General features: G+C 63.5%; 15 protein-coding genes. 4 read left to right on the forward strand and 11 right to left on the reverse strand.

All coding sequences use genetic code 11. The features are described from left to right. Window positions 1-46: 46 nt before the first annotated feature. Window positions 47-826 (reverse strand): lipoyl(octanoyl) transferase LipB, encoded by a 780-nt coding sequence (lipB, locus tag GC162_14155; protein MBI1369784.1) that lies wholly within the window; start codon window positions 824-826, stop codon window positions 47-49. Here lipB and lpxA point away from each other — a divergent pair. Then, on the forward strand, window positions 813-1,625 hold the full coding sequence (gene lpxA / locus GC162_14160) for an acyl-ACP--UDP-N-acetylglucosamine O-acyltransferase (GenBank protein ID MBI1369785.1): 813 nt from the start codon (window positions 813-815) through the stop codon (window positions 1,623-1,625). The genes lipB and lpxA overlap by 14 nt on opposite strands. Before the next feature lie 3 nt (window positions 1,626-1,628). Then, a complete protein-coding gene (locus GC162_14165) occupies window positions 1,629-2,495 on the forward strand; it encodes an MBL fold metallo-hydrolase (protein ID MBI1369786.1) in 867 nt (288 codons plus the stop codon). A gap of 438 nt (window positions 2,496-2,933) precedes the next feature. On the opposite strand, the gene GC162_14170 is transcribed toward GC162_14165, so the two are convergent. The 3 genes from GC162_14170 to GC162_14180 are packed head-to-tail and all read right to left on the reverse strand — an operon-like array spanning window position 2,934 to window position 6,484. Beyond that, on the reverse strand, window positions 2,934-4,778 hold the full coding sequence (locus GC162_14170; GenBank protein ID MBI1369787.1) for an ATP-binding cassette domain-containing protein: 1,845 nt from the start codon (window positions 4,776-4,778) through the stop codon (window positions 2,934-2,936). Then, the gene (gene aroA / locus GC162_14175) at window positions 4,775-6,109 is read right to left on the reverse strand and encodes a 3-phosphoshikimate 1-carboxyvinyltransferase (protein MBI1369788.1); all 1,335 of its coding nucleotides are present in this window, start codon (window positions 6,107-6,109) and stop codon (window positions 4,775-4,777) included. The genes GC162_14170 and aroA overlap by 4 nt, the downstream gene beginning before the upstream one ends. Before the next feature lie 51 nt (window positions 6,110-6,160). Further along, the gene (locus GC162_14180) at window positions 6,161-6,484 is read right to left on the reverse strand and encodes a co-chaperone GroES (protein ID MBI1369789.1); all 324 of its coding nucleotides are present in this window, start codon (window positions 6,482-6,484) and stop codon (window positions 6,161-6,163) included. Between the two features lie 112 nt (window positions 6,485-6,596). On the opposite strand from GC162_14180, the gene GC162_14185 reads away from it, so the two are divergent. Beyond that, window positions 6,597-7,118, forward strand: a complete 522-nt coding sequence (locus tag GC162_14185) for an adenine phosphoribosyltransferase (protein ID MBI1369790.1) — start codon at window positions 6,597-6,599, stop codon at window positions 7,116-7,118. Between the two features lie 210 nt (window positions 7,119-7,328). Here GC162_14185 and GC162_14190 read toward each other — a convergent pair whose 3' ends face one another. The 4 genes from GC162_14190 to GC162_14205 all read right to left on the reverse strand — a co-directional run bounded on the left by GC162_14190 (window position 7,329) and on the right by GC162_14205 (window position 13,586). Then, window positions 7,329-8,225 carry a hypothetical protein gene (locus GC162_14190; GenBank protein ID MBI1369791.1) on the reverse strand — a complete coding sequence of 299 codons (897 nt, stop codon included), beginning with the start codon at window positions 8,223-8,225 and terminating at the stop codon, window positions 7,329-7,331. A gap of 374 nt (window positions 8,226-8,599) precedes the next feature. Continuing rightward, complete coding sequence (gene mfd / locus GC162_14195; GenBank protein ID MBI1369792.1) at window positions 8,600-11,947, reverse strand: transcription-repair coupling factor; 3,348 nt, start codon at window positions 11,945-11,947, stop codon at window positions 8,600-8,602. Window positions 11,948-12,148: 201 nt separating this feature from the next. Next, complete coding sequence (locus GC162_14200) at window positions 12,149-12,778, reverse strand: N-acetyltransferase (protein MBI1369793.1); 630 nt, start codon at window positions 12,776-12,778, stop codon at window positions 12,149-12,151. Beyond that, the gene (locus GC162_14205) at window positions 12,759-13,586 is read right to left on the reverse strand and encodes a hypothetical protein (protein ID MBI1369794.1); all 828 of its coding nucleotides are present in this window, start codon (window positions 13,584-13,586) and stop codon (window positions 12,759-12,761) included. The genes GC162_14200 and GC162_14205 overlap by 20 nt, the downstream gene beginning before the upstream one ends. Here GC162_14205 and GC162_14210 point away from each other — a divergent pair. Beyond that, window positions 13,563-14,003 (forward strand): hypothetical protein, encoded by a 441-nt coding sequence (locus GC162_14210; GenBank protein MBI1369795.1) that lies wholly within the window; start codon window positions 13,563-13,565, stop codon window positions 14,001-14,003. The two genes, GC162_14205 and GC162_14210, sit on opposite strands and share 24 nt — an antisense overlap. Before the next feature lie 160 nt (window positions 14,004-14,163). Here the strand turns inward: GC162_14210 and GC162_14215 are convergent, their stop codons facing one another. The 3 genes from GC162_14215 to GC162_14225 form a co-directional block, all read right to left on the reverse strand. After that, a complete protein-coding gene (locus tag GC162_14215; GenBank protein ID MBI1369796.1) occupies window positions 14,164-14,640 on the reverse strand; it encodes a hypothetical protein in 477 nt (158 codons plus the stop codon). Between the two features lie 108 nt (window positions 14,641-14,748). Further along, window positions 14,749-15,135, reverse strand: a complete 387-nt coding sequence (locus GC162_14220; GenBank protein MBI1369797.1) for a hypothetical protein — start codon at window positions 15,133-15,135, stop codon at window positions 14,749-14,751. A 52-nt stretch (window positions 15,136-15,187) separates the two neighbouring features. Then, the gene (locus GC162_14225) at window positions 15,188-15,472 is read right to left on the reverse strand and encodes a hypothetical protein (GenBank protein MBI1369798.1); all 285 of its coding nucleotides are present in this window, start codon (window positions 15,470-15,472) and stop codon (window positions 15,188-15,190) included. Between the last annotated feature and the right edge of the window lie 216 nt (window positions 15,473-15,688).

The raw sequence follows: 15,688 nt of genomic DNA on the forward strand, positions 1-15,688 counted from the left end.
GACGCTCCGCCTTCTATCAAGCAACGTCGCGCCGGCGGCGAATCTGTCACACCCCCAGCGAAAAATATTTTTCCATCACCTTAACCATCTGTGATTTCACCTCCTCCATCGATGGACACCGCGCCCCCAACTGCTCCGACATCGACGTGACCGGCCGGGTCAGCCCGCAGGGCACGATCAGCTTGAAATGCTCCAGATTCGTCGTCACATTCAATGCCAACCCGTGCAAGGAAACCCACCGCTGAATCCGCACCCCGATCGCGGCGATCTTTGAGGAGTTCGGAGTGGGGAGTGCGGCGTGCGGAGTACAAGGCAAGGGCCGCCCCGCCTTCTCTTCACTCCGCACGCCGCACTCCCCGTTCCGCATTCCCACCCAAACTCCCACCGCCCTGCACGCCGATTCATCCCGCCCCGCCTGAATGTCGAACGCTCCGAGCGTGTCGATGACGATCTGCTCGAGCGTGTGGACATACTGGCGGACGTTGAGGCCGAGGCGCTGAAGCGGCAGGATGGGGTAGGCGACAAGCTGGCCGGGACCGTGGTAGGTGATGTCGCCCCCGCGGTCGGTGGATTCGACCGCGACGCCGAGTCGATGAAGCTCCGCCGGCGCGGCGAGTAAATGATTCATCGCACTGTCGCGCCGGCTGACGGTGATGACCGGCTCGTGCTCGAGCAGCAGCACGGTCGGCTCCGCTTCGCCCGCCAGCACCGCGGCGTGAAGGCGCTGTTGCTCCGCAAACGCATCGCGGTAACCGATGCGCCCCAGATCGACAAATCGCGGCGAGGTGTTGGTCTCCTGAGTCACGGCACTTATGATATCCCTCATGGCTCAGATTCACCCCACCGCCATCGTCGATTACCCCCCCGGCCTCGCCGACAACGTCGTCGTCGGCCCCTTGTGCATCCTCCGCGGCAAAGTCAACATCGGAGCCGGCACACGACTCCTCCACCGCGTCACCATGCAGGGGCCCGTCAACATCGGCGAAAAGAACCTGCTCTACCCCAATGTCTGCATCGGATACGCCCCGCAGGATTTCAAATTCGACTCCGCCAAAGAGGGCTCCGGCGTCGTCATCGGGCACAGCAATGTCTTCCGCGAAGGCGTCACCGTCCACCGCGGGTCCGGCGATGCCGGCGACCCGCCGACCTCGATCGGCGATCGCAATTTCTTCATGGTCAATTCCCACGTCGCGCACGACTGCAACGTCGGATCCGACATCATCATGGTCAACGGGTCGCTCCTGGCCGGGCACGTCACGGTGCAGAATAACGCCATCCTCGGCGGCAACGCGGCCGTGCACCAGTTCGTCCGCATCGGGCGGCTGGCGATGCTCGGCGGCGGCGCGGTGCTGACCAAGGACCTCCCGCCGTTCTGCGTCGCGCGCGAATCGCGCGGCGTCGGGTCGCTCAATCTCGTGGGCCTGCGACGGTCGGGACTGCGCGACAGCATCAAGCCCCTCAAGGAAGGGTTCGACATCCTCTATCGCCATCGCCACACCAACCCCCGCGCCATCGAACTGATCATGGAAAAACTCGGCGACGATCCGCTCTGCCGCGAACTCGCCCAGTTCGTGGCTCAAACCAAACGCGGCATCACCTCCTACCGACCCTCCGACGAAGAGTAGCCCATGCACCTGTGCGTCCTCGGCTCCGGCTCAAGCGGCAACGCCTCCGTCCTCCGCCTCGGCTCGCGCTGCCTGCTCATCGACGCCGGGTTCGGCCCACGCACCATGACCAAGCGCCTCGCCGACCTGGGCCTCTCCCTCGCCGACCTCGACGCCGTGCTGCTCACACACCTGGACACCGATCACTTCCAGCCGACCTGGTTCACCACGCTCCTCAAACTCAACATCCGCGTCTACTGTCACCAGCGTCATCTCGCCGAGCTTTACCAGCACACCGTCGCCACGCCCGGCGGAGCCGACGCTCGCATGCTCCACCGCGCGGGTCTGCTGCATCCCTTCACCGACATCCCCTTCACGCTGACGCTTGCCGACGGCTCGACCGCCCGCGTCACGCCCGTCAATCTCGCCCACGACCGCGAAGGCACGACCGGCTACCGCATCGACGCCCCGACCGGACGCCTCGGTTTCGCCACCGACCTGGGCCGCGTGACCCGACAACTTGTCGAAACCTTCGCGAATGTGGACCTGCTCGCCATCGAGTCCAACTACGATCCGCCCATGCAGCGCGCCAGCGCCCGCCCCGCCATGCTCAAGCGCCGCATCATGGGCGGGTCCGGACACCTGTCCAACGAACAGGCCATGGACGGCATCCGCGAAATCGCCGCCCGCTCCAAGCAGCCCCCCCGCCATATCGTCCTGCTCCATCTCTCCCGACAGTGCAACTGCCCCCAGCGCATCCTCGAACTCTATGGCTTGCAACCGCACCTCGCCGAGCGCATCTGCATCACCAACCAGCACGCGCGCACGCCCTGGCTCTCCGCCGACGAAACCCAACTCCAGCTCGACGGCCAGCAGCTTCACATGTGGTGATCCGCTTTTGAATCTACGAAAACGTGTGTGAAGCCGGTTTTTACGAGCCGCGACCGTGAGGGAGCGGTCAAGGAACCGCATTTGGCGCGGATTCGACCGCTTGCTGACGCGCGCGGCTCGTTAGGAGTATGGCTACACATTGATTGAAACCGCTCCAAACAAGCCGAGGGCTGAGCGCAGCGAAGCCCCGGATATCTTGGTTGACTTGCGTCAGGGGGCGTTCCGCCCCCCGACACCCCCTCGATGCAAAAGACACGAAAACAAGAACCCCGCTCGCCGCGGGGGCATCTCATTCTCCTGCCGCCAAACACGGAGCATGGCACGCGACGCGCGGCGTGCCCGGCCTTTGAGGAGGAGAATGAGAAGCCCCCGCGGCGAGCGGATGCCTTGTTGTCTTTTCGGGGGTGTCGGGGGCTGCAAGCCGCCTGACGCAAGTCATCAAGCCGACGCTGTGTCCAATCCATGCAACTGCGTCTGACACAGAACGCGGTAAATGTCCGATGTTTTGAGCAGCTCCGCGTGCGTGCCGACGGAGGCGATGACGCCGTCGGCCATGACGACGATCTTGTGGGCGTTCACGACAGTGGACAGTCGATGCGCGATGACAAACGTCGTCCGATCCTTGACGAACTCGGCGAGCGCGGCGGTGATCTGCGCTTCGGACTCCGTGTCGATCTGACTCGTCGCCTCGTCGAGAATCAGAATCGGCGGATTGCGGAGAATCGCGCGGGCGATGGCGATGCGCTGGCGCTGTCCGCCGCTGAGCCGCTGTCCGCGCTCGCCGATGGGGGCGTCGTAGCCGTCGGGCATGGCGCAGATGAAGGCGTGGGCATGAGCGCGCTTCGCCGCTTCGATGACGGCTTCACGATCGGCGCTGCGCAGACCGTAGGAAATGTTCTGCGCGATCGTGCCGTCAAAGAGCACCGTGTCCTGCGTAACCATGGCGATCTGCTTGCGCACCGACTTGAGCGTGCACTTGGCGATGTCCGTCCCGTCGATGAGAATCCGCCCCGCGTCCGGATCGTAGAGCCGCGGCAACAGACTCAGCAGCGTGCTCTTGCCCGACCCGTTGGACCCGACGATCGCACAGATGCTCCCGTGCGGAACCTCAAGCGACACGTCCCGCAGCACCTTGCGCGTCGTGCCCGGGTACGCGAACGTCACCTGCTCGAACGCCACCGACTGCTTGTGCGTCGCGAGCCGGGGCAGGTGCATCCGCCCCTGCGGCGGATTTTCCACCGGAAAATGCAGCACTTCCGTAATATTGTCCGCCGCGGCGGCGGCTTCCTGAAGCGTATTGTTGAGCCCGTTGAGCTGCTTGAACGAGTTGGCCGAGCCGGCGAGCATCACGATGACGCCGACGAGCGTGTACGTCGGCTTGCCCTGCTCAAAGACGCTCCACGCCGCGATGAGCACCACCATCACCAGTCCCACCATGCTCAGCGTCTCGACGATCGGCGAGCTGAGCGCCCGGGCCGTACGCGCTTTCATCTGATGCGCCAGCACGGTGCGGTTGATCACATTGAAGCGACGCCGCTCGTAGCCCTCCGCCTGATGCACCTTCACGACGCGCAGTCCCTGCATCGACTCGGTCAGCGCCCCGAGCATCACGCCGAATTGAAGCAGCGCCCGCTTGGACGCCCGCCGGATGCGCTTACTGAATTTGCGGATCATCACGCCCATGATCGGCAGCACCACCAGAAAGATCAGGGTGAGTTTCCAGTCCATGATGAACGCGCCGATGAGCAGGACGATGCCGACCGTGATGCCGCGCAGCGACTTGGCGGTGATGGCGTTGAACCCGCGCCCCAGTCCCTCGCAGTCGCGGACGACCCGGCTGGCCTGCTCGGCCGTCTTCTCCTGCGACGCCACCGCCATCGGCAGATGCACCAGCCGCGTGAACACCTTTTTCCGCAGGCGCATCACCGTGTTGAGCCCCATCGTGATCGTCGAGAATTCATGCAGGAACCGCCCGCACGAGCCGATCACCGCCAATACGAGAATCCCGCCCAGCGTCATCGCCAAGCCCCACCACGCATCCTTGGGCACATACGCCATGACCCACAGAACATCGACGTGCCATTGCGTGTTGAGCGCGGTGAGTTTCTGCTCGAGGATATCGTGGATCGTCGTGTTGTCTTCGATGAACTGCCGCACGACCCAGGTCAGCGAGCCGAACCCGCCCAGTTGGCACGACGCGTCGATGAGCATGCCGATGATCGCCAGCGTGACGAGCTTGCGGTATTCGAGCATGATCTTGGCGTAGCGCCAGAAGTTGGTCATCGCGTGATTCCGCCGGCTTGTGGATCGAGACGGGCCAGGTAGTCGAAGTATCGCGGAAACGTCTTGTTGACGCACGCCGGGTCGGCGATCCGCACGCCATCACTGCGCAATCCCGCCAGCGAAAACGCCATCGCCATGCGATGATCGTCATACGTCTCGATCAATGCGGGCGAAAGCTTCCCCCCGGCGGGCGGATCGATGTGAAGATCATCGCTCTCCACACGCACCGTCGCGCCCAGCTTCGTCAGTTCATCGCGCAGAGCCGCCATGCGGTCCGTCTCCTTGACGCGCAGGTTGCCGACGTTGCGAATCACCGTCGGTCCGTCGGCGAAAAGCGCCGCCACGCCGAGCGTCTGCGCCATGTCGGGCATCGCGTTCAAATCAACGTCGATCCCGCGAAGCTGGTCGGGGCCGGTGACGGTGATGGCGTTGGCTTCGACATGCACGCTCGCGCCCATGTTCGCCAGACACGTTTGGGCGAAATGCGTGTCGCCCTGAAGCGCGGTGTGGCCCAGACCGATGATGCGCATCGTGGCGCCGGCGGTGATGGCGGCGGCGGCGAGGAAATAGCTGGCGTTGGACGCATCGGGTTCGACCCACCAGTCGCGCGCCGTGTATTGACCGCGCCGGACCTGAATCGCCGGATACGCCGCGACTTTTTCGGGGGGCACGATCACGACGTCCGCCCCGAACTGTCGCATCAGGGCGAGGGTCATCTCAATGTAGGGCCAGCTTGTCACCGGGCCGTCGAAGTCGATGATCAGGTCCTGCCGCATGTACGGCCCGACGTGCAGCAGCGCGGAGATGTACTGGCTGCTGAGTGTCGGCGCGAGCGTGAGCAAGCCGCCTGCCAGGCCGCGAGCGGCGATCTCCAAAGGCGGGAAACCGTCTTCGCCGAGGTAGCGGACTTCCGCGCCGAGCGAGCGGAGCGGGTCGACCAGTTGTCCGATCGGGCGCTGGCGCATGCGGGGGATGCCGTCGAGCGTGTAGGTTCCGTGCCCGAGGCAGCACGCGGCGGTGAGGAAGCGCATCGCGGTCCCGGCGTTGCCGAGGATCAGATCAGCGTCCTTCGCAGGAATCGTCCCCGCCTTGCCGACGACGCGCACGGTGCGCTTGGGTTCATTGATGGTCAGTTCGAACCCGAGCTTGCCCAGGGCCGCCATCATCACGCGCGTATCGTCGGCGAAAAGCACATTGGTCAAAGTCGACGGCCCGTCGGCGAGCGCCGCCAGCAGCAGCGCGCGATTCGTCAGACTCTTGGACCCGGGCAGATCGTCGAGCGTGATCTGAAAGGGACCACGGAGGGGCGTGATGGGAAGGGATGAAGACATTTGAGAGTGCGGAATGGGCAGTGCGGAGTGGGGAGTACGGACCGCCAAACCCTACTTGTTGGCGCGGAAGACGGCGACGACGTTTTCGATGGGGACGACGAAGAGGCGGTTGTCGCCTTCGAAGTCGACGGGGATCGCCTGGTGCGGGTTGAAGAGCACCTTGTCGTACTGGGCGATGGGGTAGTCTTCGTCGTGGGCCACCTGGGCGCTGACGGCGACGACGCGGCCGGTCAGGGTGGGGATCTCGATTTTGTCGGGGAGGTGGATGCCGCTCTTGGTCTGCTTCTTGTCCTCGTCCTTGCGGATCAGGACGCGCTTGCCGATGGGCTCGACGGTTTCGAGAGGGGAGGTTTTGGTGGGTCGTGTATTGCTCATGATATTTTGGTCCGGCGAGCGGGGATTATACGTCAAGCGGTGCGGGCCGACCACCGCCGTCGTTTCGGTTACAATCACCGCCCGCCGACTTTCACACAGGGAGCGCACCGCGATGCTGGAGCTTCGGGATTTCATCAAGGACGTGCCGGACTGGCCCAAGCCGGGCATCGTGTTCAAGGACATCACGCCGATGCTCAATCATCCCAGCGCGTTGTCGATGGCGATCGAGCAGATGGCCAGCCCGTTCCGGGGTCAACACATCGACCTGGTCGCCGGGGCCGAGTCGCGCGGGTTCATCTTCGGCATCGCGCTGGCGCAGTCGCTGTCGGCGGGTTTCGTCCCGATTCGCAAACCCAAAAAGCTGCCGCGCGCCGTGCACAGCGCCGAGTATGCGCTCGAATACGGGACGGACAAGCTCGAGGTGCACACCGACGCGATGAAGCCGGGCCAGCGCGTGCTGCTTGTCGACGACCTGCTCGCGACCGGCGGGACGATGCACGCCTGCTGCCAGATGGTCCAACTGCTCGGCGCCGAACTGGCGGGGATCACGTGTCTGATCGAACTGACCTTTTTGAACGGGCGCGAGAAGCTCAAGGCGTTCAATCAGAATGTGCATGCGGTGATCAAGTACTGAGTGTGGAGTGTGGAGTTGGGAGTGCGGAGTAAAAGACAGAAGACGCCCCATTGTCTTTCACTCCGAACTCCACACTCCGAACGCCGCATTCCCCACTCCCCCACCCGCCGCAAGCGGCGTCGCTAAACAAATAAAGCGGACCCGGCACATCATGTCCGGGTCCGCTTTTAACTTGGGTCCGATCGGGTGACGATCGGAGAGTTGTGGCGATCAGGCGGCCTTGCGGTTGCGGCGGAGGATCAGAGCGGCGAGGCCCATCAGGCCGGCGGGCAGCGCAGCGGGGGTCGGGACCACATGGGTCTGCGGAGCGAATTCGCCGGCGGTTTCGATGATGTCGTTGCCGCAGCCCCAGACGATGTGGGCGGAGGCGGAAGTCAGGTCGACCTGTCCGAGGATCGAGGCGAGGTCGATCGTGTACTGGATGAACACGGTGCCGTCTTCCTTGCCGCCGTAGTTGGCCATGGCGGTTTCAATCAGGGCGGAGGAGCCGAGCTTGAGGTTGCTGGCGATGTTGCCCTTGACGGCCCAGGGGGCGACCCATCCCTGCACGGTGTTGGTGCCGGGGCCGAAGTCGCTGGTCACCTGCGTGCTGTGGTTGAGGTACGAGCCCGAGACATTCTGAAGGGCAAGGGTCTGCGTGCCTTCGTTGGTGATCTGATAGATGGAGCCGGCGGTCAGACCCGCGTTGAGGGACTGCGTGACGATGCCGTACTCGACGCCGTTGAGCGTGATGAACATGTCGCCGAGGTTGTAGGTGTGACCGCTGTAGGTGTTGGTCAGGGCGCCGTCGGACCCGCCGCCGGCGACGACGAGAATCTCGAGCTTGCCGCTGTTCTGGCGGACATGAAGCTGTTCGAGGTCGAACAGTTCGCCGACGCTGCCGCCGGGGCTGGGCACGTGGCCGACACCGTTGGGGTAGTTGACGGGCGAGTAGTCGTTCTGAATGGTGAAGAAGCCGTTGAGCGTGGAGGTGTTGACCTGATTGGCCTGTGTGAAAGGTGTCAGACCCCACTGATCCACGACACCGGAGGTGACGGTCAGGGCGGCGTTGGCGAACGTCGAGAGCCCCATGACCACGAGAGCGGTAAGACCAAGAGTACGGAACATTCTCATTTTCCTTTCGAGGTTGGTTACGCCGACGCCACATCGGCGGTCGGCCCGGACCCGAGGACATAGAACGAATGGCGTGCCAAACTCGGAGGCGCGGTCGCAAAATCCGTCGAATCACGAAAATGGCGGAAAATGCCGCCAAAAACACCGGTCCGGATGTGCGGTTTGTAACGCCTGCGCGCGGATGTGTCGTCAAGCAACCACGGGCGCGAAGCGATGATGGATGAGAACGACGTGGGGAGAGTGGGGAGTGGGGAGTTGGGAGTGTGGAGTGTGGAGTGAAAGACGGGAGGGGCGCGCCCCCCTGCTTCTACGCCGCACTCCGCATTCCCGACTCCGCACTCAAAAATATCCCGCCGCGCGCGGCGTCGCTACACGGGGGATTTGACGGGCGCGGCCTTCAATGGCGCGACCAATAACTTGCGCAGCACCGCCAGCAGCGTCGTCGGCTGCTCAATGTAGCTGCGCGGCGGACGGTAATACACGGTGCCGGGCTTGTCGGGGGCGGGCGTGTCGACGAGACGCACCGATCCCGCCGCACCGGCGAGCATCGGCGAAAGCTTCTGCACATGATGCGTCGAGAAAATCAGATCGTCGCCATCGAGCTTCAGCGCCATCACATCAAGCTGCGCCAGCGCCGCGCGAATCTCCGCGAGCGTGACCAGAAGCTGCGCCGGCTTGGGCAGCGGGCCGTACGCTTCGACCAGCTCGCGCTCCACCGCCGCGAGCACCTCAAAGTCCCCCGCCCGGTTGATCCGCCGGTACGCATCCATCCGGTGCTTGTCCGAGGGAATGTACGGCCGCGGCAAATGCCCCGACAGACCCAATTCAAGATGCGTCTGCACCGGCGCCCGGCGATGATCGTTCTTCAAATCGCTCGTCGCGTGTTCGAGAAGCTGGCAATACATTTCGTAGCCGACGGAGGCGATGTGCCCGGATTGCTCGGCGCCGAGGATGTTTCCGACGCCGCGGATTTCCATGTCGCGCATGGCGATCTTGAAGCCGGCCCCGAGCATGGAAAACTCCTCGATCGCGCGGAGCCGGCGCTGCGCGACTTCACTGAGCGGGCGCGATTCGGGCAGGAGAAGGTAGCAGTACGCCCGGTGCTTGTATCGCCCGACGCGCCCGCGAAGCTGATGCATCTCCGCGAGGCCGAAGCGATCGCAGTCGGCGATGAACATCGTGTTGGCGGTCGGAATGTCGATGCCCGATTCGATGATGGTGGTGCACACAAGCACATCCGCCTCGCCGCGGATGAACTCGAGCATGACATCCTCCAATTCGTGCCCCGGCATCTGCCCGTGCCCGACGACGAACCGCGCCTCCGGCACGAGCGTCTTCAAATCCGCCGCGACATCGTAAATGCTCCCCACGCGATTGTGCACGAAATAGCACTGGCCCCCGCGATTGATCTCGCGCAGAATCGCATGACGAATCCGCTGCTTTTCGTAAGGAATCACTTCCGTCACGACCGCGCGCCGCTCCGCCGGCGGGGTCGACAAGCTCGAAATATCCCGCAGGCCCAAGAGCGCCATGTGCAGCGTGCGCGGAATCGGCGTCGCCGAGAGCGTCAGCACATCGACCGTCACGCGGAAACGCATCAGCCGGTTTTTATGTTCGACGCCGAACTTCTGCTCCTCATCGACGATCACCATGCCCAGGTCCTTGAAGTACAGATCGTCGGAGAGAATGCGATGCGTGCCGATGACGATGTCGACGCGTCCCTCCGCCAGGCCGGCGAGCGTGTCGCGGACCTGCTGCGTCGTGCGGAAGCGATTGAGCGTCTCGATCTTCACGGGGTAATCGGCCATGCGCTCGCGGAACGTCCGCTCGTGCTGATCGCTCAAGACGGTCGTCGGGCAGAGCACCGCCACCTGCTTGCCCGCCTCGACCGCGCGGAACGCCGCGCGCATGGCAAGCTCGGTTTTGCCGTACCCCACGTCGCCGCAGATGAGCCGGTCCATCGGCTGCGGGTCCGCCATGTCCTTGCGAATCTCGACCATCGCGGCGAGCTGGTCCTCCGTCTCGTCGTACGGAAACTCCGCCTCGAATTGCTTCATCCACATGGTTTCATCGGGATACCGGATGCCCGGCATCGACGCGCGCGCCGCCTGCACGCGCAATAGCTCAGCCGCCAGATCCTTGACCGACTCGGCGACCGCCTCCTTCTGTTTGCGCCACCGCGTTCCGCCGAGCTTCGACAGCGGCGGGCGACCGGCGAAGCCGCCCACGTATTTGTGAACCAGTTCGATCTGCGAGGCCGGCACGTGAAGCAGCGCCTTTTCCGCGAACTCGAGCGTCAGGTATTCCTCGCCGTCGCCTTCCTTGCGCATCGAGCGAAGGCCTTGAAACTTCGCGATGCCGTGATGCTGATGCACCACAAAATCACCCGGCTCGATATCCAAAAACGTATCGACCGCCCGCGCCGCGCTGACCCGACGAATCCGCCGCTTGGCCCCGTACCGATGCAACATCTCGTGATGCGGCACGATGGCGAGCTCGGAGTGCGGAGCGGGGACCGCGGAGTTCGGAGTGCGGAGCGCGGCATCTTCCTTGCCTTTCCACTCCGCATTCCCCACTCCCAACTCCCCACTCCAAATGAACCCCCGATACAGATACCCGACTTCCAGCGCGATCGACTTTGCGCTTCCGGGGGTGTGTTCGTCAATCAACTCCCCGAGCCGCGCCCGCTCCGCCTCGCGCTGGCAGAGCACGACGATGTCCTGCTCCGCCGTCATCTCGCCCAGTTCGACGACCGCCTTCTTGGCATCATGCTCAAACGGCGGCAGCGCGCGAACGGGGAGCGTGATGCGATGTTTCGCCATGCCGGGGGCGGCGAACTGGTTGATGTGCACGATGGCGAATTTGTCGAAGGCCTTGTTGACCGTGCCGGGCGAATAGATGCCTGTCGCATCGGTGAGCCGCTCGTAATACCCGCGCGCCTGCTCGGCGATCTCGAGTGTTTCGTGCTGCACGATGATCGTGTCGGCCCCGAGCATGGACCAGATGCTCGTCGTCCGCTCGTCCGATTGAATCTGCTCCGCCGAAGCGCCGATGAGTCGCACCCCCGGAAGTTTGCGCCCGCTGGCCATTGAGTCCAGGTCCACCTCGGCGATCTCGTCGATCTGATCGCCGAAGAAATCGATACGGACCGGCGTCAGATTGCCCGGCGGACACACGTCGACGATCCCCCCGCGCACCGCGAAATCCCCCGGCTCTTCGACGACATCGACCCGCTCGTACCCCGCCCCCGCGAGCCAGTGGACCAGCTCCGCCTGATCGCAGGTGTCCCCCCGCTTCAGATCGCGCATCAGATTCGTCATCGCCTCGCGCATCGGGACCGCCTGCATGAGCGCCGCGATCGGCGCGACCAGCACGTGCGGCTGATCCCCCTTGAGCAGCCGCCCCGTCACCGCAAGCCGATCCGCCAGAAGTTCGAGACTGACATTCGTCTCGCCGGGCATGACCTCCAGCGCCGAGAGCCCCACCGCGTCGAGCCCTTCGTAGAGCGACAAATCCTCGACCGCCTCGTCCGCCTCATCCAGATGCGCCACCACCAGCAGCACCGGGCGCCCGGCGCGCCTGGCGATCGCCCCCGCCACAAGATGCCCCGCCGATCCCCACGCGCCTTCCGCCAGCACATGCTCCCCTTCGCGCAGCACGTCGATGATCTTCCCGATCGCAGCGTGATCGACAATCTGATGGAGCCAGTCGTGCATACGGATTCCGTGCGCGCAAGCGCGTGCCCGCCGCAAACAATTTGCGGTGGGTCATGCTCCCTATTCCCCTCCCCCTTGAGGGGGAGGGTTGGGTGGGGGTGAATCGAATCCGTCATCACCGCATCCGCATCGAAGCGAACGCAGATCAGACTGACATGTTTCACCCGCCCCCTGCCCCGCCCTCAAGGGCGGGGAGTCAGACTATTCCTCCCGCGCTTCCAGGTCGACGCGCTTCATCGGCGCGCTGAGCACGGGGACTTCGTAAAGCGAATTCGGGCGCAGCTTCTCCGCCGGCGGCGAACGGTCCGGCACTTCTTCCAGAATGCGCATCATGGCGATTTCATCACAGGCCTGATTCTTCGGGCAGCGGTGACACTCGCTCCATACCTTCAAGGGCAACATCTGATGGCGATCCACCACATCGAACCCGCAGCGTTCGAAAAACGCCCGCTCATACGTCAGCGTGAACAGCTTGCGGATTTCCATGTGACGCGCATCGTCGACCACCGCTTCGACGAGCCGCTGCCCGATCCCCTTGCCGCGCATCTGCGGCGCGACCGCCAGCGCGTACACCTCCGCCAGATTGCCCCACATGATCCGCAGCCCGCACACGCCCACGACCTGCCCCTCGTGATCCGCCACCTGATAGTCCCGCAGCCGCTCGTACATCTCCGCGTGCGAGCGGTGAAGCATCAGCCCCTGCTCGGCGTAGTTGTTGATGATCGAGCAGATCGTCGGAACGTCGCCGACCTTGGCTTGTCGGAATGTGGTGTCTGTCAGAGGCATGATCTTTTGCTGTGTATCGGTCAGGTCAAGCGCGGCGGTTGACATGTTCGCCGGCCCTTTTGATCAAAGGCGCGAGCGGACCGTGCGTCAACAGATACGTCGGATTGAACACCTTGGTTCCCACGGCGAAATGCCGCGCCCCCGCGGCGGCGTAGTCGTCGATGTCGGCTTCCGTGCGGATCCCCCCGCCGCCGATGATCGTCAGATCGTCGCGCCGGCTGATGATCTCCCGAATGCACGCCAGCGCGACCGGCTTGAGCGGCGCCCCGCTCACGCCCCCCGCCGGAACCGGCAGCGTGTTGCAGCAGTGAAACATCCGCACCCCCGCCTCCGCCGCCTGCGCGAACATCACCTGATAATTCACCGGCGGCAGCTTGGCGATGACCGTCAACCCCGTCCCAACCGCGCGGGCGAACAATTCCGGGGGCCAGTCAATGTGCCCCACGTTCGGGCAGCTCATGTTCAGTTCGACCGCCAGCGGCTTGAGCCCCGCCATCACGTCCAGCAGTTTCCACCAATCCTCGGCGACGAATCCGTGAATCGAAACGATCTTGTCGGCAACGTCGATCCCGCCGCCGGCGACGCGCTCGGCGAGCCAGTCGACGCCGGGGTTCCGCAGGCCGATCTTGTTGACCCATGCTTTGAGACGCGGGTAGTAGCGGACGGTTTTGACGATGCGCCAAAGTCGCCCGGGACGCGCCGCGGCGGTGAACGTCCCGAGCGTCGGCGTGCAGCCGGCGGGCTGCACGTAGTTGCCGAACGGGGCCGAGATGATCAGCGGTGCGATCACGCGTGCGTCCAATGGGGTGCGTCCAGTATAGTACCCCCCATGTCCGATCCCCACTCGCATCATGACGACCCCGCCGACAGCCCCGTCAGCCCCGAGGAACGCGAGCTTTTCGACACGCTGCTCGATGAACTCCTTGCCGAGTTGCCCGCCTCGCTCGTCGATCGGCTCCAGGAAATCCCGCTCATCGTCGAAGACTTCCCCGATGACGATGTGCTCGACGACATGGGCCTCGAAGACGGCGCCGACCTGTGCGGACTGCACACCGGCGTCCCGCTCACCGAGCGCGGCGTCGAAACGTCCGGCGACCTGCCCGATGTGATCCATCTTTTCCGCGACGCCATCCTCAACCTCGCCGCCGACGCCGACGGCGTCGTCGACGAAGAAGAACTCCGCAAGCAGATCCGCATCACCCTGCTGCACGAGATGGGCCACCACTTCGGGCTCGATGAGGATGATCTGGACAAGCTGGGTTACGCGTAGAGCGGTTTCAATCCATGCGCAGCCCGCCGCCCCAACGAGCCGCGCGCGTCCGCAAGCGGTCGAACCCGCCTCCAATCGCGTTCCTCGCCCGCGGAAGCAGACGTCCAACCGACAAGTCTATGGTCCCTCACGGGCGTCGCCGGTCAACCGCAGCCGGTGGTTAGGGGGCAGCCTTCGTCAGTTGCTTACGCAGCAAAGCACGCTTCTCTTGCATCCGCTCGGGTAGCTCAACACCGCCATCCTCAAGCGTTTGAATCACTTCCAATAGTCGCTGCTTAACATCTGGTTCGGCATGACGCATCAATGCCTTCTCGATCTCTAGGTCATATTCCTGACGAAGTGACTTGAGCTTTCGCAACTCGCTACGACAAGTTGCACAGTGCTTCGCACGAGAGTCAATCCAAAATCTGAGTTCTTCGTACCAGAACCGTTGTTCGTCCCGCGTGAAGGTGAACTTTTCACCGCATCGCGGGCAGAGGAAGGTTGCATCGACATACCAGTGTCGGGGGCAGACGCTAAAGTTCTGTTTGCTGGTGTCAGCACGCGTGGCCGAAGCGAAGTCGATCTGCAACGCACCGGAGAACAGGTGCCGGGGCATCTTCCGTGGGTCACGTTCGCCAAAGAACCCGTCGAACATGATGTTGCTGTGCCCCCTAACACCAAGCTAACTTGCGTGGCCCGCCGGAGACACGCTCAGCCATTGAGTAAAGCCGCATTCGGCGGACACGTCAAGTTGAGCGATCCGTTAGCGAAAAGCGCAGTACCTGCTTGCCCAACCACGAAGCATCTCGTCCTCTGATTCGTCAGCGGCAATGCGGAAAAGCTCTGCGGTGAGTTCCGTGTAAAGTGGGCTACGGGCATCGACGCAAATGCCGGTGGCTTTGATTGCCTCGACTCGCGCCAAATCGTATTCGTTTGGGTCGTGCAGAATCTCCAAGAGCAGCTCGGACACCAGTGGGTCGTTCGCATCGTCGTCGAGTTGCTCAAGGATTTTGCACTTGCGATCATTCTCAGACGTGTCGCCAAGTGCATCGCTGCTTGGAGGGAGGCTGCGATATTCTTGAACACCGGAATGCATGGCCGCTAACGAAAAAGGCTCAGTTGCCGGCCGCCCGCGGAAGCAGGCGTTCAACCGACCACATCATTCTCCCTCGCGGGCGTCGCCGGTCAACTGCAGCCGGTGGTTAGACGACCTTCTCCCAAGTGTCAACCAAACGCATGTCAAGCTGCAGCCGTGGGATGGCCGTGCAAAGTTGCTCGAACTGCTCTTGAGACAATTGAGCAACCTCGTTGTCAGTCATTCGAGACTGATGCCACGCAAGTGAAAGGTGGTCAAGGAGGTGCGCCAAGGCAACTTCGTAAGAGAGGTCGCCATCTTCGTCATATCTCCCTTGCTCAATCTCGGCGATGAGCCCGGGGATATCGCTAGCGATCTCGTGAAGATGAAAGATGGCCCGGTCACGATTCATTGGTCGTCTAACGTAAATCGGCTCAGTTGCCGGCCGCCTGCGGAAGGGGGCTACCAACCGGCAACTCTATTCTCCCTCGCGGGCGTCGCCGGTCAACTGCAGCCGGTGGTTAGGCGACCCTCTTGCAGCGCCTCCAATGCCGACTGCTCCTCGTGAGTGCTTTCACTTGGCCACCGTTCAATCTGGAAGCGGAAGTAGTCACATAGTGATTCGCGT

The organism is Planctomycetota bacterium (assembly GCA_016125255.1).
Classification (GTDB): Bacteria; Planctomycetota; Phycisphaerae; order Phycisphaerales; family Zrk34; genus RI-421.